General features: G+C 70.1%; 18 protein-coding genes. 7 read left to right on the top strand and 11 right to left on the bottom strand.

All coding sequences use genetic code 11. The annotated features are described in order from the left end of the window. Positions 1-25: 25 nt before the first annotated feature. From QZ772_RS10470 to QZ772_RS10450, 5 genes are all read right to left on the bottom strand, one after another. Positions 26-907 carry an SDR family oxidoreductase gene (locus QZ772_RS10470; RefSeq protein WP_295525602.1) on the bottom strand — a complete coding sequence of 294 codons (882 nt, stop codon included), beginning with the start codon at positions 905-907 and terminating at the stop codon, positions 26-28. Beyond that, the gene (locus QZ772_RS10465) at positions 904-1596 is read right to left on the bottom strand and encodes an iron-containing redox enzyme family protein (RefSeq protein WP_295525599.1); all 693 of its coding nucleotides are present in this window, start codon (positions 1594-1596) and stop codon (positions 904-906) included. Before QZ772_RS10465 ends, QZ772_RS10470 begins: the two co-directional genes overlap by 4 nt. 40 nt (positions 1597-1636) lie before the next feature. Continuing rightward, entirely contained in the window at positions 1637-3094 is a 1458-nt protein-coding gene (locus tag QZ772_RS10460) for an AMP-binding protein (RefSeq protein WP_295525597.1), read from the bottom strand. Continuing rightward, a complete protein-coding gene (locus QZ772_RS10455; RefSeq protein ID WP_295525595.1) occupies positions 3091-3744 on the bottom strand; it encodes a thermostable hemolysin in 654 nt (217 codons plus the stop codon). The genes QZ772_RS10460 and QZ772_RS10455 overlap by 4 nt, the downstream gene beginning before the upstream one ends. Before the next feature lie 130 nt (positions 3745-3874). Continuing rightward, a complete protein-coding gene (locus QZ772_RS10450; protein ID WP_295525592.1) occupies positions 3875-4699 on the bottom strand; it encodes a transporter in 825 nt (274 codons plus the stop codon). A 204-nt stretch (positions 4700-4903) separates the two neighbouring features. Between QZ772_RS10450 and QZ772_RS10445 the strand changes: the two genes are divergently transcribed. Next, on the top strand, positions 4904-5881 hold the full coding sequence (locus QZ772_RS10445) for a tripartite tricarboxylate transporter substrate binding protein (protein ID WP_295525590.1): 978 nt from the start codon (positions 4904-4906) through the stop codon (positions 5879-5881). 94 nt (positions 5882-5975) lie between these two features. Here QZ772_RS10445 and QZ772_RS10440 read toward each other — a convergent pair whose 3' ends face one another. From QZ772_RS10440 to ruvB, 6 genes are all read right to left on the bottom strand, one after another. Further along, entirely contained in the window at positions 5976-7418 is a 1443-nt protein-coding gene (locus QZ772_RS10440; RefSeq protein ID WP_295525588.1) for an NAD-dependent succinate-semialdehyde dehydrogenase, read from the bottom strand. Between the two features lie 120 nt (positions 7419-7538). Continuing rightward, positions 7539-8348 carry an HAD-IIB family hydrolase gene (locus QZ772_RS10435; protein WP_295525715.1) on the bottom strand — a complete coding sequence of 270 codons (810 nt, stop codon included), beginning with the start codon at positions 8346-8348 and terminating at the stop codon, positions 7539-7541. Positions 8349-8362: 14 nt separating this feature from the next. Beyond that, positions 8363-9997: a peptide chain release factor 3 gene (locus QZ772_RS10430; protein ID WP_295525585.1), complete on the bottom strand. Its 1635-nt coding sequence runs from the start codon at positions 9995-9997 to the stop codon at positions 8363-8365. Positions 9998-10088: 91 nt separating this feature from the next. Continuing rightward, positions 10089-10964 (bottom strand): UDP-2,3-diacylglucosamine diphosphatase, encoded by an 876-nt coding sequence (locus tag QZ772_RS10425; protein WP_295525583.1) that lies wholly within the window; start codon positions 10962-10964, stop codon positions 10089-10091. Between the two features lie 138 nt (positions 10965-11102). Next, complete coding sequence (dmeF, locus tag QZ772_RS10420; RefSeq protein WP_295525581.1) at positions 11103-12083, bottom strand: CDF family Co(II)/Ni(II) efflux transporter DmeF; 981 nt, start codon at positions 12081-12083, stop codon at positions 11103-11105. A gap of 36 nt (positions 12084-12119) precedes the next feature. Continuing rightward, on the bottom strand, positions 12120-13184 hold the full coding sequence (ruvB, locus tag QZ772_RS10415; RefSeq protein ID WP_295525579.1) for a Holliday junction branch migration DNA helicase RuvB: 1065 nt from the start codon (positions 13182-13184) through the stop codon (positions 12120-12122). 109 nt (positions 13185-13293) lie between these two features. Here ruvB and QZ772_RS10410 point away from each other — a divergent pair, with 109 nt between their 5' ends. From QZ772_RS10410 to QZ772_RS10385, 6 genes are read left to right on the top strand one after another with little or no spacing between them, the layout of a single operon-like run. Continuing rightward, positions 13294-13902 (top strand): CDP-alcohol phosphatidyltransferase family protein, encoded by a 609-nt coding sequence (locus QZ772_RS10410; protein WP_295525576.1) that lies wholly within the window; start codon positions 13294-13296, stop codon positions 13900-13902. 45 nt (positions 13903-13947) lie between these two features. Then, complete coding sequence (locus tag QZ772_RS10405; protein WP_295525574.1) at positions 13948-15705, top strand: bifunctional alpha/beta hydrolase/class I SAM-dependent methyltransferase; 1758 nt, start codon at positions 13948-13950, stop codon at positions 15703-15705. Then, on the top strand, positions 15702-17030 hold the full coding sequence (locus QZ772_RS10400; RefSeq protein WP_295525571.1) for a phosphatase PAP2/dual specificity phosphatase family protein: 1329 nt from the start codon (positions 15702-15704) through the stop codon (positions 17028-17030). The genes QZ772_RS10405 and QZ772_RS10400 overlap by 4 nt, the downstream gene beginning before the upstream one ends. Continuing rightward, positions 17027-17512, top strand: a complete 486-nt coding sequence (locus QZ772_RS10395; protein WP_295525568.1) for a hypothetical protein — start codon at positions 17027-17029, stop codon at positions 17510-17512. The genes QZ772_RS10400 and QZ772_RS10395 overlap by 4 nt, the downstream gene beginning before the upstream one ends. Further along, positions 17509-18213 carry a 1-acyl-sn-glycerol-3-phosphate acyltransferase gene (locus tag QZ772_RS10390; RefSeq protein ID WP_295525565.1) on the top strand — a complete coding sequence of 235 codons (705 nt, stop codon included), beginning with the start codon at positions 17509-17511 and terminating at the stop codon, positions 18211-18213. The genes QZ772_RS10395 and QZ772_RS10390 overlap by 4 nt, the downstream gene beginning before the upstream one ends. Next, the gene (locus QZ772_RS10385; protein ID WP_295525562.1) at positions 18210-19157 is read left to right on the top strand and encodes a phosphatidate cytidylyltransferase; all 948 of its coding nucleotides are present in this window, start codon (positions 18210-18212) and stop codon (positions 19155-19157) included. Before QZ772_RS10390 ends, QZ772_RS10385 begins: the two co-directional genes overlap by 4 nt. The last annotated feature ends 9 nt before the right edge of the window (positions 19158-19166 follow it).

Here is a 19166-nt window from a genome sequence, read left to right as displayed (position 1 = left end):
TCGAGGGTGGGCCGGGCCTGACGGCTCAAAGCTGCGGGGCCTGCAGCGAATGCGCATCGGCCGACTCGGGCTGCGCCGATTCGCAACGCTCGAGCGTGAGCGGCGCGGGCGGCTGCACCGGGGGCAGGCTGTTGCGATGGGCGGCGAAGGCACCGTCCAGCATGGCGGGCGCCATGCCGTTCAGGCGGACCGCCAGCTTTTCGGGAAAGCCCAGGAAGCGCTCGGCCGTGCCGCTCTCCAGCAACTGCACCAGGGCCTGGGCGACGGTGGCGGCGTCGTCCATGGCGGTCTTGGTGGCTTGGTTGTAGCGCTCGACGGCTTCGCTGTTGAACTCCGTCTTGGTACTGCGCGGGCCCAGGTACTGCACCTTGATCGGCGTGTCCGCCAGCTCGCGGCGCAGCGATTCGGCAAAACCGCGCAGCCCGAACTTGCCCGCGCTGTAGACGCTGAAGCCCGGCAGCCCCAGACGGCCCAGCACCGAGCCGACGAAGAGCACGCTGGCCTGCTTCTGCTGCCGCAGGTGGGGCAGCAGCGCCTGAGTCAGCAACATGGGCGTGAACAGATTGAGTTGCAGCACCTGCGACATGGCGCTGGCATCGAAGGACTCGAGACGGCCGAAGGCGGGCGTGCCCGCGCCATGGACCACCGTGTTGCACTGCCATTGCGCGGCCACCTGGGCCAGAGGGTCCAGGCTGCCCACCCGCGTCAGGTCGGCCGCATACCACTCGACGCGATGGCGCTCCACGCCCAGTTCACGCACCAGGGCCCGGGCCTGCGCCGCCAGCCGCGCCGGCGAGCGGCCGGCCAGCATCACGCTCGCGCCGGCCTGGACGAGGCGACGCGCGGCCGCGGAGCCGATGCCGCCGCTGGCGCCGGTGAGCAGCACCCGGCTGTCCGCCGCCTTCATGCCACCACTCCCGCGGAGACCGTCGCGACGGCCTCGCCCTGCGGCAGCGGCAGGCTGCGGAAGACATCGCCGTACAGCCGGTAGAAGGCCTTGGCCGCGTGGACGATGGCGTCCTGGTCGGCGGGGTCCTCGACCTGCTCCATCAGCAGCTCGAAATGCGCCGTGTGCTCCTGGTCGAGCGTGCCGTGCGAGCGCAGATAGCTGAAGGCCGAATCGGGCAGGCCCAGCGGCTTCTGGATCTGGTCGGCAGCCATCAGCGCGATCGAGACGCTGGTGCCTTCCAGCACATACACCATGCCGAAGAAGCCCAGCGGGTTGCGACGGGCGATGGTGTCGTAGGCATAGGCCACCATGACCTCGGTGGCATGGCCCGGCGGGCCGCGCCGCACGGCCTCGGCATCGCCGCCGCAGGCGCGGATGTCGTCGAGGATCCACTCGTCGTGGCCCTGCTCTTCCTCGATGTATTCGTCGAGCGCACCTTCGAGCCAGGCATGGCCGGCATCCAGCCTCGCCTTGAAGGCCCGCATCAGCGGCACGGTGTGGCTGACGTGGTGGTACGCCTCGCGCAGGAAGGCCAGGTAGCTGGGCAGGGACACGTCGCCGCGCAGGCAGCCCTGGATGATGGGGGTGCCGAGCAGACCGGCACGCTCGGCGGCGGTCTCGGCGACAAGGCGGGCATGGAAACTCATCGAAAGCTCCGGGAAGGGACGAGAAGGAAGAAGGCGAGGCTCAGGCCACGACGGCCGCCGGCAGATCCAACGCCTGCGCATGGCGCGCCAGCACGGCCGCGCGCTGCGGCCGCCCGTTGGCCGTGGCCATGCCGGACTCGGCGGTGAAAGGGGCATCGGCACGCGCCCAACGCTGCACGCGCGCGTAATCGGGCAGCTGTGCATTGGCGGCATCCACGGCCGCCTGCAGCAGCGCATCGTCGGCATCGGCCGCCAGCGGCCAGAGCACCGCCGACAACGTGGGCTGGCCATCGCCAAAGACCACCGCCTGGCCGATGGCCGGATGGCCGCGCAGCGCGGTCTCCACCCACTCGGGCGAGACATTGCGGCCGAAGGCGGTGATCAGCAGGTTCTTCTTGCGGCCGTCCACATGCAGGAAGCCGTCGGCGTCCAGATGCCCCAGGTCACCCGTCGGCCACCAGTCGCCGGGCGCGCGCGCATCGCCCAGGTAGCCGGCGAACAGGCTGCCGGCCACTTCGATCTCGCCATCGGCAGCGATGCGCAGGCGGGCATGGGGCAACGCTGCGCCGGCGCTGCCCGGCTGGTCGCAGCCGGGCAGGTTGAGTGTCTGCACCGAGGCACCTTCGGACAGGCCATACCCCTCGTAGGCAGGGATGCCCAGCGAACGCGCGGCCTGCACCAGGCCCACGCCGACCGCGGCGCCGCCCACGGCCACCAGCTTGAGCGACTCGGGCGCGCGCTGGCGCGTCTGCGCCAGATAGCCCGCCCAGGCCCGCAGCATCTGCGGCAGCAGGATCAGGCTGTTCGGCTGGTGCCGGACCACGGCGGCGTGGAAGGCGGCGACATCGAAGCTGGACGAACCCGTGAGCCCCACATCCTGCAGCGGCAGGACGATGCAGGTGGCACCAGCGGTCAGAGGCGCCATCAGTCCGGCGATGTTCTCCAGCAGCACGGCAAAGGGCAGCGCACACAGGTGACGCTGCACCTGCAGGGGCGCCATGGCCCCCACCAGGCCGTCGGCCACGCGTTGCATGGACGCGGCCGTCAGGCACACGCCCTTGGGCGCGCCCGTGGTGCCCGAGGTGAAGGTGATCTTCGCCGTGCCCGGCGGCATGGCCACCTCACGCGCGGGTAGGCGCAGCATCGTGAAGGGCTGGCTCGCGATCTCGCACGGCACTGACGGGGCCTGCGGCCAGCGGGCGGCCACGGGCGGCAGGGTGAGCACGGTGTCCACGCCCGCCGCGCCGATGGCGTGGGCGATCTGCTCCGGGGTGAAGAAAGCCGGCAGCGGCACATGCACGATGCCGGCCCGCAGCGCGGCCCGGTCGGCGATCACCCAGGCGGGTGAGTTGTCCATGAGCGTGGCCAGCACGCGGGTGCCTTGCGCGGCCAGCTGCTGCGCGAGCAAGGCGGCCTGGGCATCGACGTCGGCCGCTCGCCAGGTGCGGATGCCGTCGTCGAAGGCGACGGCCTGTGGGTCAGGCGACATGCCGGTCATGCGCGGCCTCCGGCAGCAAGGCGCGCGCGGCGCGTCATGAAGTGCCGCAGGGCTCGCCGCAGGTGGATGGCCATCACCACCGGCTCATGGTCGTAGTAACTGCCCCAGCAGCGGGCCTGGTCGCCGAGCGCGTCGGGCACGGCGCGGCCCAGCGTGAGCGGCGCCACGCCCAGGCGCACGAGCATCGCGCGCAGCTCCTGCGTGACGGTGCCGACGACCCAGTCGAATCCCTCGCCGATCAGGTAGGGCCCGAGCAGCTGTACCAGGCGCCGGCCTTCGCCCCCGCGCGGGGCGGCCAGGTTGCCGACCTCCACGATGCCCGCACGGTCCACGGGGCGGCCGGCATGCGTGGCGATCAGCGCCTCGACGGGCGCGTCGAGGTACTGCTCCAGGAACAGCGGGCCTTCGTCCGCACGGCGATACCCGACGGCGGCAAGCACATGGCTGCCTTCGCACAGCGCCAGCAGCATGGGCGCGAAGGCCGGCACCAGGGCGCCATAGCGCTGGGCATACATCTCGCGGATGCTCTGCTCCACCACGGCGCGTTGCGGATCGGCCTGCGGATGCCGCGTGAGATGACCCGCCACGGGAAAGGCGGAGGGAATGGGCGATGTCGGCATGGCATCGCCGACAGGAGAGAACAGGCGCATGGGTTTCCCGTGTCGCACCGGCCGAGGCCACTGCGCAGGTTGACGAATGGCCGTGATGGTCTGCGGACGCGCTTAACGCCAAATTAAGTAGGAGGCGGCGTTTCGCGCCCTTTCCTGACCCGCAGATGACTCAAAAATGGCCGGTGAGGCCCAGCGTGCCGGTGGTGGTGCGCCCCGTCGGCTGCTGGTCGTCCCGCGCGCGGATCAACCCCGCTGCCAGGTCCCAGCGCGGGCTCAGGCTGTAGACCACACCTACTTCGGCATAGCGGGTGCGCTGGCGTGTCGCATCGCGTCTCTGGCGCTGCTGCAGGCCCAAATCCGCGGCCAGTTTCCAATCGTCGGCAATGTTCCAGACCAGCGCCGTGGACAGGCGCCGGTTGATGGCGCCGGCCATCGGGTCGATGTCGCGCTGGCGGCCCCACGCATAGTTGACGTGCAGGGCGCCGAAGGGCAGCTGTTGGCTCAGCAGCAGCGTCACTTGGCCCGAGCTGCGGCCGTCGCCCAGGCCTCGCGCTTCGCGGCGACTGCTCACGGGTGCGGCGAACTCGGGCTTGAGGCCGAGGCTGGTGCCGGTGGCCTCGTTCTCGTAGAAGCGCCACTTGAGGCCCAGGGCCGTGTTGCCCCAGCCGCTGGTGCGACTGCCGTCGGCCTGCATGCGCAGGAAGGCCGGCGCCGCATAGACGTCGACCGTGTCGGTCAGGCCATAGGTGTAGGTGGCCGAGAGGCTGTCGCCGGTCTGGCGTGCCGGGCCGGTGGACTGGCGGGCGCGTGCAGCGGCCATTTCGATCTGCTGCACGCCGACGCCCTGGGTGCCGGTGTCGTCGGTGATCAGCGGCTGCATGGCCTGCGCGCTCAGCCCGCACAGCTGCAGGGTCAGCGCCGCCAGGCTTGCGCGCCGCCAGGGGAGCGATCGCAGCGGCAAGGCCGCCAGCAGGTTCTGGGTCTTCTTCATCATGGGTCGGGACAGGCGCTGCGCATTGGACGCAGGCGCAGTGAACTCTTCATGAATCCAGCGGACGCAGCGAGTCGGCTCCGAGCTTCGGAGCGCGTCACCTTGGCTACAGCAAAGACCCTTCGCCGGGGCCTGTACCGATTGCCGCGACGCCCGGCCTCCCGCCTAATGGCCGGCCTTACGAAGCAAGATCCGGAGACCTCTTCCATGCACCGTCGCCCTCTCCTCGGCGCACTCATGCTCGCCGCCCTGGGTACCACCGCCACAGGCGCGCAGGCCCAGCAGGCCGCCCGCGCCTTTCCCGAGAAACCCATACGCCTCGTCATCGCCTTTCCGGCTGGCGGCCCGACCGACATCACCATGCGCCAGCTGGCCGAGAACGCCAGCAAGGTCCTTGGCCAGCCGGTCATCATCGACAACAAGCCCGGCGCCGGCGGCACGCTGCCGGCCCAGCAGCTTCAGACCGTGCAGCCCGACGGCTACACGCTGGCGCAGATCCCGCTGGGCGTGTTCCGGCTGGGCTACACCACCAAGATCAACTGGGACCCGATCAAGGACATCAGCTACGTGCTGAACGTCACCGGCTATGCCTTCGGCATCGTCGTGCCAGCCGACAGCCCGTTCAAGAACTGGGCCGACTTCGTGGCCTATGCGAAGGCCAATCCGGGCAAGCTCACCTATGGCTCCACCGGCACGCTCACCAGCCCTCACCTGACCACCGAACTGGTGGCGCAGCGCGCCGGCATCCAGCTGCAGCACGTGCCCTACAAGGGCAGCGCCGACCTGACCCTGGCGCTGATGAGCGGCCAGTTGATGGCCGGTGCCGACAGCACCGGCTGGGCGCCCTATGTGGAGTCCGGCAAGATGCGCGTGCTCAACACCTGGGGCGACAAGCGGCTGCAGCGCTTCCCGGACGCGCCCACGCTCAAGGAGCTGGGCTACGACATCGTGCAGAACTCGCCCTTCGGCATCGGCGCGCCGCGCGGCACGCCGCCCGAAGTGGTCAAGAAGCTGCACGACGCCTTCAAGCAGGCGATGGAAGAGCCCAGCTACCTGGCCTCGCTGGCCAAGTACGACATGGTGCCGATCTACATGGGCAGCGCCGACTACACCCGCTTTGCACGCGAGACCGTCGATCGCGAGAAAGCCGTGATCGACAAGCTGGGCCTGGCCAAGCCGCAGTGAGCTTTGTGCCGCAAGGCTGCCCGCGTTGCGCGGGCGCCGGACGCAAAAAGGGCCGCGCGATGCGGCCCTTTCTGCTGCTGAGCGGGGGTGCAGCTCAAGCTGCCATGATGGTCACGGCCTTGGTGTTGAGGTAGGCCTCCACCGCCTCCGGGCCGCCCTCGGAACCGTAGCCCGAATCCTTGACGCCGCCGAAGGGCATCTCGGGCGTGGGCGTGGCGGGCTGGTTGATCCAGACCATGCCGGCCTCGATGCGCTGCGACAGCAGGTGCGCGTTCTTGATCGAGCGCGTGTACGCATAGGAGGACAGGCCGAAGGGCAGGCGATTGGCCTCGGCGATGGCGTCTTCGAGCTTGTCGAAGCCGCGGATGGCCGCCACGGGGCCGAAGGGCTCGTCGTTGAACACCGAGGCTTCCAGCGGCACGTCGTCCAGCACGGTGGGCGCGAAGAAGTTGCCTTCGCTGCCGATGCGCTCGCCGCCGGCCACCACCTTGGCACCCTTGGCACGGGCGTCCTGAACCACGTTGGCCATGGCCGTCAGGCGGCGCGAATTGGCCAGCGGGCCCATCGACGTGCCTTCGGCGAGGCCGTCGCCGACCTTCAGGCCCTGCGCATGCTTCACCAGCGCGGCGGTGAACTCGGCCTTGATGCTGTTGTGAACCAGGAAGCGGGTGGGCGAGATGCAGACCTGGCCGGCGTTGCGGAACTTGGCGGCGCCGGCAGCCTTGACGGCCAGGGCGATGTCGGCGTCGTCGGCCACGATCACCGGCGCGTGGCCGCCCAGTTCCATGGTGGCGCGCTTCATGTGCTGACCGGCCATGGCGGCGAGTTGCTTGCCCACGGGCGTGGAGCCGGTGAAGGTGATCTTGCGGATCACCGGATGCGGGATCAGGTAGCTGGAGATCTCGGCCGGGTCGCCGAACACCAGGCCCACCACGCCGGCCGGCACGCCGGCGTCGACGAAGGCCTTGATCAGGGCGGCGGGCGAGGCGGGCGTTTCTTCCGGCGCCTTGACCAGGAAGGAGCAGCCAGCGGCCAGCGCGGCGCCCAGCTTGCGCACCACCTGGTTGATCGGGAAGTTCCAGGGCGTGAAGGCGGCGACAGGGCCGACCGGCTCCTTGATGACCAGCGACTGCGCGGCCAGGTTGCGCGAGGGCACGATGCGGCCGTACACGCGGCGGCCCTCGTCGGCGAACCACTCGATGATGTCGGCAGCGGCCAGGGTCTCGATGCGGGCTTCGGCCAGAGGCTTGCCCTGTTCCTGCGTCAGCAGCGGCGCGATCTCGTCGGCACGCTCGCGCACCAGGCCGGCGGCCTTGCGCATGAGGGCGGCGCGCTCGTGCGCCGGCGTGAAGCGCCAGGCCTCGAAGCCCTTCTGCGCGGCGGCCAGGGCGCGGTCCAGGTCCTCCTTGCCCGCATGGGCCACCTTGCCGATGGGCTGGCCGGTGGCGGGGTTGATCACGTCCAGGGTCTTGCCGCTGGCGGCGTCGACCCATTCGTTGGCGATCAGGAGCTGGGTGTTGGGATAGGAGGCGGTCATTGGTCGTCTTTCGCTGAAGAGGAAGGCTGACAGGCGGGCCGGCGACACAAGGGCGGCAGGCAAGCCGCCGCGCCGGGCGCAGCCTTCCATCCTACCGCGGCAGGGCGCCGGCTGCAGCCCTCAGCGGCGAGACGCCAGCACAGCCTGCGCCGCCTGCGCAAAACCGGCGCCGCGCTCGCCCTCGGCCACGTAGTGCGGCAGGTGCGACAGGTGTGGCACGAAGCGCGCCACGTTGGCCACGCCGATGCTGTGGTCGAAGGCCTGGAACATCAGCGCGTCGTTAGTCGAATCGCCCACGTAGGCCCAGCGGGCCATCTCGGCGTCCAGGTCGCGGCCCCAGAGTTCGCGCACGATCCAGCGGGCACCGGACAGCTTGTTGTGCTCGCCGTACCAGCCGTTGATGTGGATGCTGCTCACGGTGGCGTGCATGCCCTCGTGCCGCATGGCCATCACCACCTTGTCGATCTGCGCCTCGGACAGGTGCGTGAACTCGCTGTGGTCGATGGCGATGTCGCATTCGCGGCCCGCGCTGTCGGTGGCCCGGCGCGCGCCCGGAATGCTGGCCTCGATGTGCGCCAGCACGGCCTGCATGCGTGCGAAGTTGGCGGCGCGGGTGGCGGCGTCCTGCTGGTAACGCTTGTGCAGCGCACGCACGCCGCCGGGCTGCCAGGCGCCTTCCGGGACCAGCGCGACGGCGCCGTTCTCAGCCACGATGGCATCGAGCGGCCAGCGTGCCGCGAAGGGCTCGCTCCAGCCCACCGGCCGGCCGGTGATGGCCACCACGTGCAGGCCGGCGGCCTGCAATGCCGCAAGGGCAGCCAGTGCATTGGGCGTGATCGCGCCGTCGGTGGTCAGCGTGTCGTCGATGTCGGTGAACACGCCCACGAGGCCGCGGCGGGCGGCTTCGGGCCAGTCGGCCAGCGGCCGCATCGTCTCGTGCGCCATCAACCGGCCGTCTGCAGCGCCAGTCCGGCGTGCTCGCGCAGCGGGTGGAAGTGGATCTTGGGAAAGCGCTCCTGCGCCAGCCGCACGTCGTACGGGCTGGTGCACAGGAAGGCCAGGGTGTCGGCCGCATCGCGTGCCATCCGCATGGGATAGGCGTTTTCGAACTCGCGCAGCTCGGCCGGCGTGTCGGCGGTGATCCAGCGCGCGCCGGTGTACTGGCAGCCCTCCAGGCGGATGTCGCAGTCGTACTCGGTGTTCAGGCGGTGCTGCACCACCTCGAACTGCAGCTGGCCCACGGCACCCAGCAACATGTTGCCGCCGGCCTCGGGCTTGAAGACCTGGATGGCGCCCTCCTCGCCCAGCTGCATCAGGCCCTGCTGCAGCTGCTTGGTGCGCAGCGGGTTCTTGAGCACCACCGTCATGAACATCTCGGGCGCGAAGAAGGGCAGGCCGGTGAACTGCAGGCTGGCGCCGTCGGTGAGGGTGTCGCCCAGCTGCACGCCGCCATGGGTGGTGAAGCCCACGATGTCGCCGGCGTAGGCCTCTTCCACGGCCTCGCGGCGCTGGCTCATGAAAGTGACGACGCTGGTGGGGCGCAGCTCCTTGGCGGTGCGTTGCACCCTGAGCTTCATGCCCGGCTGGTACTTGCCCGAGGCGATGCGCACGAAGGCGATGCGGTCGCGGTGGTTGGCGTCCATGTTGGCCTGCACCTTGAAGACCACACCGGCGAAATCCTTGTCCTCGGGCTGGATCTCCTTGACCACCGGCTGGCGGTTGACCAGCGTGGTGCTGGTGCGCGGCTGCGGCGACGGTGCCAGGTCCACCAGCGCATCCAGCACTTCCATCACCCCGAAGTTGTTGACGCCGGAGCCGAAGAACACGGGCGTCTGCTTGCCGGCGAGGAAGGCCTCGTGGTCCCACTCGGGCGATGCGCCGGTGGCGAGCTCCATGCTCTCCAGGGCGCTGTCGAACTCGGCGCCGAAGCGGGCGCGCAGCTTGTCGGTGTCGGCGAGCGGGATGGTCTCGAAGTCCTGCGGACGGCGCTCGCTGCCCGACTCGAACACGGTCATGGCCTGCGTGCGCAGGTTGATGATGCCGCCGAAGCTCTTGCCCTGGCCCACGGGCCAGGTCATGGGCACGCAGGGCATGCCCAGCTCGCGCTCCACCTCGTCGAGGATGTCCAGCGGCTCGCGCACTTCGCGGTCCATCTTGTTGACGAAGGTGATGATGGGCGTGTCGCGCTGGCGGCAGACCTCGATCAGCCGGCGGGTCTGCGATTCCACGCCGTTGGCGGCGTCGATGACCATCAGGGCCGAGTCCACGGCGGTGAGCACGCGGTAGGTGTCTTCGGAGAAGTCCTTGTGGCCGGGCGTGTCGAGCAGGTTGACCACGTGCTCGCGGTAGCTCATCTGCATCACCGAGCTGGCCACCGAGATGCCGCGCTGCTTCTCGATCTCCATCCAGTCGGAGGTGGCATGCCGCGAGGCCTTGCGGGCCTTGACGGAACCGGCGATCTGGATCGCGCCCGAGAACAGCAGCAGCTTTTCCGTCAGCGTGGTCTTGCCCGCGTCGGGGTGGGAAATGATGGCGAAGGTGCGGCGGCGGCGCGTTTCGGCGGCGTAGGGAGAGGACACAGGCGGGCTCCAGGGCAACCCGCCATTTTCGCAGACGTCGGTGCGAGCGAGGTCGCGACCCGGGCTTTGCGACCGCAACCGGCGAGGGCGATCAACCCAGGGCGGGCACCGCCTGCGCGGTGCGGCGGCCCTGCTGGCGCACGCGCGGCGTCCAGTCCACCAGCTCCAGCCGGCCATCCGCATGCTCGGCCAGCGCCGTCAGGCTCTCCACCCAGTCGCCGTCGTTGCAGTAGAGGATGCCGTCGATCTCGCGCATCTCCGCATGGTGGATGTGGCCGCAGACCACGCCCTGCATGCCGCGGCGCTCGGCCTCGCGGGCCACGGCCTGCTCGAAGTCGCCCATATAGCTCACGGCGCGCTTGACCTTGTGCTTGAGGTACTTGGACAGCGACCAGTAGGGCAGGCCCAGGCGCGCGCGCAGCGAATTGAAGTGCCGGTTCAGGCGCAGCGTGAATTCGTAGAGCGAGTCGCCCACGTAGGCCAGCCACTTGGCGCACTGGATGACGCCGTCGAACAGGTCGCCGTGGATCACCCACAGCTTGCGGCCGTCGGCGGTCTCGTGTACCCATTCGTCGGCCACCTCGATGCCGCCGAAGTTGTGGTGCAGGTACTTGCGCGCGAACTCGTCGTGGTTGCCGGGGATGAAGATCACCCGCGTGCCCTTGCGCGCCTTGCGCAGCAGCTTCTGAACCACGTCGTTGTGGGCCTGCGGCCAGTACCAGTGGCGCTTGAGCTGCCAGCCGTCGACGATGTCGCCGACGAGGTAGAGCGTCTCGCACTCGGTGTTCTTCAGGAAGTCGAGCAGGGCGTTGGCCTGGCAGCCGGGCGTGCCCAAGTGCAGGTCGGAGACCCACAGCGTGCGAAAGCGCAGCACGGGGCGCTCGCCCCCGCCTCCGTCCTCGCCGGCATCGGACAGGCGGCCGGCGTTGTCTTGCCAGGCGCGCAGGAAGGCGTCGTCGCGTTGCATGGGCCGGCAGCATCGGCGGCATGCGTGACGCCGGCATGGCGTTCGCGTGAAGATGGCGTGACGACGATCGGGCCGGATGCACCGCCGCCGATTGGCGCATCCGCGCCCGCGCTTGCCGCGCCGTGCAGAGACGGCCGCTCAGGCGCTGCAGCGCTGCACTTCGACGGTGGAGTGCCGGATCTCCTCGTGCATCGAAAAGCAGGCGCGCACGCCATCCGCGTCCAGCGTGGGCGAATGCGTGACGACCGTCACCGCGCAGGCATAGGCCCCGCGCCCCACGCGCCAGACATGCAGGTCGGCCACACGCGTGTGCGAATCGGCCAGGCCGGTCTCGATGCCCTCGCGGATCTCCTCGGTGACGGGATGGTCCATCTCGCGGTCCAGCAGCACGGCGCTGGTCTGGCGCAAGAGGCTGCGCGCCCAGTTGGCCACCAGCACGGCACCGACCACGCCCATCACCGGGTCGAGCCAGGCCCAGCCCAGGAACCAGCCGCCCAGCAGCGCAGCGATGGCCAGCACCGAAGTGGCGGCATCGGCCAGCACATGCAAGTAGGCCGAGCGCAGGTTCAGGTCGTGGTGGTGGCCATGGTCGTGTCCGTGCTCGCCGTGACCGTGCCCATGCCCGCCGTGTGCATGACCATGTCCGTGCCCATGGTCATGCCCGTGCGCGCCCGCCAGCAGCCAGGCACACAGCAGGTTCACCGCCAGGCCCAGCGCGGCCACAATCACGGCCTCGCGGTAATGGATCGGCTCCGGCGACCACAGCCGCTCCAGCGAGCCGAAGACCATCAGGCCCGCCACCACCAGCAGGAAGACCGCGCTGGCGAAGCCGCCCAGCACCTCGATCTTCCAGGTGCCGAAGGCGAAGCGCCGGTCGCGCGCGAGGCGGCGTGCCGCGGCGTAGGCGAAGGCACTGACGCCGATGGCCACCGCGTGCGAGCTCATGTGCCAGCCGTCGGCCAGCAGCGCCATGGAGTTGAACCACCAGCCGGCGGCGATCTCCATGACCATCGCGACGGCGGTGATGCCGAGCACCCAGCGGGTGCTGCGCTCGGCGGCGGGATTGCCGGTGTCGAACTGGTGGCTGTGCTGCCAGGGGCTGAGGTCGTGGGTATGCATGGCGGGGGCGATTCTGGCAGCCGCCCCGCCGTCCGGCTAACTGCCGAACAAGTCCCCGTCGGCGCTGCGGCTGCTGGGCGCCGCCACGCCAAGGTGGCGGTAGGCCGCCAGCGTGGCGATGCGCCCGCGCGGCGTGCGCTGCAGGTAGCCCTGCTGGATCAGGTAGGGCTCGATCACGTCCTCGATGGTGCCGGACTCCTCGCCGATGCTGGCACCGATGTTGTCCAGGCCCACAGGACCGCCGTCGAAGCGGTGGATCACCGCTTCCAGCAGCTTGCGGTCCATCAGGTCGAAGCCTTCGGGGTCGACGTCGAGCATGGCCAGCGCCTTGTGGGCAATGAGCTGCGTGATGCGGCCATCGCCCTTCACGTCGGCATAGTCGCGCACACGGCGCAGCAGCCGGTTGGCGATGCGGGGCGTGCCGCGCGAACGACGGGCGATCTCGAAGGCGCCCTCGGGGTCGATGGGCGCGTTGAGCAGGCCGGCGCTGCGGGTGACGATGAGCGTGAGCTCTTCGGCGGTGTAGAACTCCAGCCGCGCCACGATGCCGAAGCGGTCGCGCAGCGGGTTGGTCAGCATGCCGGCGCGCGTGGTGGCACCCACCAGCGTGAAGGGCTGCAGGTCGAGCTTGATGCTGCGCGCCGCCGGCCCCTCGCCGATCATGATGTCGATCTGGTAGTCCTCGAGCGCGGGGTACAGGATTTCCTCGACGACCGGCGAGAGCCGGTGGATCTCGTCGATGAAGAGCACGTCGTTGGGCTCGAGGTTGGTCAGCAGCGCCGCCAGATCCTTGGGCTTCTCGAGCACCGGGCCGCTGGTCTGGCGCAGGTTGACGCCCAGCTCGGCCGCGACGATGTGCGACAGCGTGGTCTTGCCCAGGCCGGGCGGGCCGAAGAGCAGCACATGGTCGAGCGCCTCGCGCCGCTTGCGCGCGGCGCCGATGAAGATCTCAAGCTGCTCGCGCACCTTGGCCTGGCCCACGTATTCCTGCAGCAGCTTGGGCCGCAGGGCGCGTTCGATGGCTTCTTCGTTGGGCGAGGCGGGGGCCGCGGACACCACGCGCTGCGGTACCGGGGCGAAGTCGTCGGTGTGGATGGACATGTCGCGGGGCGAAGCGGCTGATTGTAGGCGGCGCCTGCCGCGACCGAGACGCGGTCAGCCTGCATTCAGGCGGCAGAATCGGCCGCTCCTGCCGCTCACCGTCAACACCTTGTCCATCTACCAGCTCAAGCCCCGCTTCCAGGCCCTGCTCCGCCCCCTGGTCCAACGCCTCGCCCGGGCGGGGGTCACGGCCAACCAGGTCACGATGGCGGCCTGCATCGTCTCCGTGACGCTCGGCCTGTGGCTGTTCTGGGTCGCCCCCGCTCGCGTGGCCTTCGCGCTGGTGCCGCTGTGGATGCTGGTGCGCATGGCCTTCAATGCCGTCGACGGCATGCTGGCACGCGAGCATGGCCAGCAGAGCGCGCTGGGTGCCTTCCTGAATGAACTGACCGACGTGGTGTCCGACGCGGCGCTGTATCTGCCTTTTGCGCTAGTCGCGCCCTTCTCGGGATTCTGGGTCGGTGTGGTGATCGTGCTGGCGGGCCTCTCTGAATTCGCCGGGGCGCTGGGACCGACGGTCGGGGCCAGCCGTCGCTATGACGGCCCCATGGGCAAGAGCGACCGGGCCTTCGTCTTCGGCGCGCTGGGGCTGTACGTGGCCCTGGGCTGGCCGCTGCCGGCCGCGGTCGCCTGGCTGATGCCGCTGCTGGCGCTGGCCGTGGCCTGGACGGTGGTGCGCCGCGTGCGTGCGGCACTGGCCGAACGCACCGCCCGATGAGCCAGCGCCGATGAGTTTCACAACAACCCTGGGGAGGAATCACGCATGACGGCCACACCTCGCACCCCTGCGGAACATCACTTCCAGACGCACGATGGCGAATCGCTCTTCTACCGCCACTGGCCAGCCACCGGCAGCGCGCGCCGGGGCGCGGTGCTGCTCTTCCACCGCGGCCACGAGCACGGCGCGCGCATGGCGCATCTGGTGGACGAGCTGGACCTGCCCGACTTCGAATTCTTCGCCTGGGATGCACGCGGCCATGGTCGATCGCCAGGCCAGCGCGGCCACAGCCCCAGCTTCGCGCATTCGGTGCGCGACGTGCAGACCTTCGTCGAACACATCGCCGCGCAGCACGGCGTGGCCGAGCAGGACATGCACGTCGTGGCCCAGAGCGTGGGCGCGGTGCTGATCTCGACCTGGGCGCACGACTACGCGCCCAAGGTGCGCGGCCTCACACTCGCCTCCCCGGCCTTCAAGGTCAAGCTCTACGTGCCCTTCGCGCGACCGGGCCTGGCGCTCATGCACAAGCTGCGGGGGCTGTTCTTCGTCAACAGCTACGTCAAGCCGAAGTTCCTCACGCACGATCCGACACGCATCGCCAGCTACCAGGCCGACCCGCTGATCACGCGACCCATCGCGGTCAACATCCTGCTGGACCTGTACGAGGCCGCGGAGCGCGTGGTCGATGACGCGCAGGCCATCGTGCTGCCGACGCAGTTGCTGATCTCGGGCGCCGACTGGGTGGTGCACCACGAGCCCCAGCACCGCTTCTTCGACCGGCTGGGCAGCCGCATCAAGGAGAAGCTGGAACTGCCAGGCTTCTTCCACGACACTCTGGGCGAGCGGGACCGGGCCGGGGCCGTGACCGCGGTGCGCGGCTTCATCCTGCGGCTGTTCGACGCGCCGTCGGCGCCGGTCGACCTGCGCAAGGCCGACCGCCAGGGCTTCACCGCCAACGAGGCCCGTGCGCTCGCGGCACCGCTGCCGGCGCTGTCGCTACGCGGGCTGTACTGGGCCGCCACGCGCGCCGGCCTGCGCCTGGGCGGCCGGCTGTCCCGCGGCATCGCCCTCGGTCATGCCACCGGCTTCGATTCGGGCAGCACGCTCGACTATGTCTACCGCAACGAACCGACCGGTGCGCCACTCGTGGGCCGGCTGGTGGACCGGACCTACCTCGACTCCATCGGCTGGCGAGGCATCCGCCAGCGCAAGCTGCATGTGGAAGAACTGCTGCGCGTGGCCATGGGGCGGCTGGCCCACGAAGGCCGCGAGGTGCGGCTGATGGACATCGCGGCGGGGCATGGCCGCTATGTGCTCGATGCCGCGGCTGGAAGCGCCGTGGCGCCGGCCTCGATCCTGCTGCGCGACTACAGCGAGATCAACGTGCGGGACGGGCAGCGGCTCATCGCCGAGCGGGGCCTGCAGGACATCGCGCGCTTCGTGCAGGCCGACGCCTTCGACCGCGCCAGCCTGGCGGCCGTCACGCCGCGACCCACGCTGGCGGTGGTGTCGGGTCTGTACGAGCTTTTCCCCGACAACGACATGGTGGCCCGCTCGCTGGCCGGCGTGGCCGACGCCGTGGAGGCCGGCGGCTACCTGGTCTACACCGGCCAGCCCTGGCATCCGCAGTTGGAGATGATCGCCCGGGCACTCACCAGCCATCGGCAGGGCCAGGCCTGGGTGATGCGCCGCCGCACGCAGGCCGAGATGGACCAGCTGGTGGAAGCCGCGGGCTTTCGCAAGATCGCCCAGCGCGTGGACCGCTGGGGCATCTTCACCGTCTCGCTCGCGCAGAAGGCATGACGAAGCGCCCCTGGAAGCGCGCCCTCGCCTGGCTGACCCTGCTGGGGCCCTTCTTCTACCTGAGCTACGGCCTGGCCAACTGGTGGGCCGGCACGCGGGCCCATGTGCCCTCGGTGGTGTTCGACTGGGAACGAGGCCTGCCCTTCTGGGCCTGGACCATCTTTCCCTATTGGTCGATCAATGCCTTCTACGCTCTGTCGCTGTTCTTCGGGCGCACGCAGCATCTCGTGGACCGGCATGCGGCGCGGCTGCTCACCGCGCAGGTGGTGGCCGTCAGCTGCTTCGTTCTCTGGCCGCTGGGCTTCAGCTTCGGACAGCCCGCGGTGGAAGGCGCGCCCGCCTTCCTGTTCGAGGCGCTGCGCGGCTTCGACAAGCCTTTCAACCAGGCGCCCTCGCTGCACATCGCGCTGGCCGTGATCCTGTGGGACTGGTATCGGCAGCTCATCCGCCCGCGCTGGGCGCGCGCCGTGCTACATGGCTGGGCGCTGCTGATCTGCGCCTCGGTGCTGACCACTTATCAGCACCATTTCATCGACATCCCAACCGGCGCGCTGCTGGGCCTGCTGTGCGTGTGGCTGTGGCCGCTGGAGCGGCAGGTGGCCCTGCCGCGCGCATGGCGGCTGGCGCGCGACGCCGGACGCTGGAAGCTGGCCGGGGCCTATGCGGCGGGCGCAGTGCTGTGCCTGGCCCTGGCGCTGCAGGGAGGCGGATGGGCTCTGTGGCTGGGCTGGCCGGCCGTGTCGCTGGCCTTGGTGGCGCTCAACTATGCAGGCTTCGGCGAGCGCGGCTTTCGCATGGACCGACATGGCCGGATGCACTACGCGGCACGCTGGCTGCTCGGTCCGTATCGGGCCGCCGCCGCCTTCAATGCCTGGGCCTGGACGCGCAAGCTGCCGGCCTGCGTGGAGGTGGCGCCGGGCCTGTGGCTGGGACGCCTTCCCTCGCGGGCGCAGTGGCAGGCCGCAGGCCGGCCGCGTCTGCTGAGCCTGTGCGCCGAACTGCAGCTGCCGCACGTGCCGGGTGCCCGCTGCATGCCGATGCTGGACCTGGTCACGCCTTCGCCGGCCCGGCTGCGTCGGGCCGTCGCGGTGCTGGAAGGCCAGCGGCGCTCCGGTGATGGCGCCGTGTGGGTCTGCTGCGCGCTGGGCTTTTCGCGCAGTGCTGCGACAGTCGTGGGCTGGCTGCTGCGGCACGGCGGTGCGTCCGAGCTGGCCGCCGCGGAGGCGATGGCCAGGCGCGCGCGGCCGCAGATCGTGCTGCGTGCGCCGTGGCGGGCGGCGCTGTCGGCCATGCAGAGCCACGAGCCATTGCCGCGCCATCCATGACCTTGCCGTCGCCACCCCCTGATCCGCTGGCACGCAGCCGCTGCGCCGCCGTGGCCGCGCGGCTGGCCGCGCAACAACCCGTTTCCGCCTGGAGCCTGCTGCTGTCGGGCGCCTGCGTCCTTGCCCTGGCGGCGCTCGCCTGCGGATGGGCCGTGCCGGCCAGCGGTCTGTGCCTTCTCGCCTGGGCGCTCGGCGCAATGCTCGGCCTGACCGAACGCTACCTGGCGCTGCGCCTGCGCCTGGACGAGGGCCTGTTCGCAGCCCTCGCCCAGGGCGCACTGCCCGACCTGGCCGCGCTGGACGACGCGCTGGCCTGGCTGGGCCTGCGCCCCGCGTCGCCGGGCACCCCACGCCCGCTGGACGAGCGCCTGCGCGGCACGCAGGCCCTGATGCGCCGGCATCTGGGCGTCGCGCTGCTGCAGACCCTCTGCGTCCTGATCGCCCTCATCGCCGGCCTCCACGCCGGCCTGCCTTCGCCATGAACGACATCCTCGACTCCGACACACCGCCCGCGCGCGTCCTGCTGCGGCAGGCCGGTGCCTTCGTTGCCGCCCGGTCCATCGTGCTGGTGGCCAAGCTGCTCACCGGCGTGCGCGCCATCTGGAGCGGCACCACGCCGGTGGCCGAGACCACGCTCTACTTCGCCAACCATTCCAGCCATGGCGACTTCGTGCTGGTGTGGGCCACGCTGCCGCCCGATCTGCGGGCGATCACGCGGCCTGTCGCCGGGCAGGACTACTGGCTGGCCTCGCGGCTGCGCCGCTTCATCGGCCAGGACGTGTTCAACGCGCTGATGATCCGCCGCGACGGCAGCGGTGTCGCCGGCAGCGCGGCCGCCAATCCCGTGGACCAGATGGTGCAGGCGCTGCAGGCGGGCGACTCGCTGATCATGTTCCCCGAGGGCACGCGCAACACCGGCGATGCGGTGATGCTGCCGCTCAAGAGCGGGCTCTTCCACATTGCCCGCGCCTGCCCGCAGGTGCGGCTGGTGCCGGTGTGGATCGAGAACCTCAGGCGCGTGCTGCCCAAGGGCCAGCTGGTGCCCGTGCCGCTGGCCTGCTCTGTGCGCTACGGCACGCCGATCGTGCTGGCCGAGGGCGAGGACAAGGCGTCCTTCCTCAAACGCGCCCAGCAGGCCATGCTGGACCTGCGGCCCGATCACGACAAGGCGGAGGCGCCATGACTTCATTCACGCACACCACCTTGATGCTCTTCGGCGGCGTGGCCGGGGTGCTGGTGCTCGCCTCGGCCATCGGCGCGCTGCTCAAGTGGCGCGTGGCGCACGGCGCGCCGCATGCGGTCATCGACAACCTCAACGCCCGCGTCAACGCATGGTGGGTGATGGTGGCCGTGATCGGCGTCGCCTTCGCCTTCGGCAAGCTGGGCGTGATCCTGCTGTTCTACCTGGTCTCGTTCTATGCGCTGCGCGAGTTCCTGAGCCTGACCTACACCCGGCGCGGCGACCACCTGGCCATGGCCGCAGCCTTCTACGTGGCGCTGCCCGTGCAGTACTTCCTGGTCTGGATCGAGTGGTACGGCATGTTCGCCATCTTCATCCCGGTGGAGGTGTTCCTGATTCTGCCCATCCTGTCGGCCCTGGGCGGTGACACGCAGCGCTTCCTGGAGCGCACGTCCAAGGTGCAGTGGGGGCTGATGGTGTGCGTCTTCTGCATCAGCCACGTGCCGGCGCTGCTGACGCTGCACATCCCCGGCTTCGAAGGCCGCAACCTGCTGCTGATCGCCTTCCTGGTGATCGTGGTGCAGGGCAGCGACGTGCTGCAGTACGTGTGGGGCAAGCTGATGGGCCGGCGCAAGGTGGCGCCGGAGCTGTCGCCCTCCAAGACCTGGGAAGGACTCATCGGCGGCGTGGCCAGCGCCACGCTGCTGGGCGCCGCGCTGTGGTGGGCCACGCCCTTCACGCCCTGGCAGGCCGCGCTCATGGCCTTCATGATCTGCATGATGGGCTTCTTCGGCGGGCTGGTGATGTCCGCCATCAAGCGCGACCGCGGCGTGAAGGACTGGGGCACCATGATCGAAGGCCACGGCGGCATGCTGGACCGGCTGGATTCGGTGATCTTCGCGGCGCCCATGTACTTCCACGCGCTCCACTATTGGTGGGTGCCCTGACCCACCCCC

The sequence above is a fragment of the uncultured Pseudacidovorax sp. genome, assembly GCF_913773995.1.
In the GTDB taxonomy this organism is placed as follows: Bacteria; Pseudomonadota; Gammaproteobacteria; order Burkholderiales; family Burkholderiaceae_C; genus Xenophilus.
Note: the sequence above shows the minus strand (reverse complement) of the source record. Positions and strands in the feature narration are given on the sequence as shown.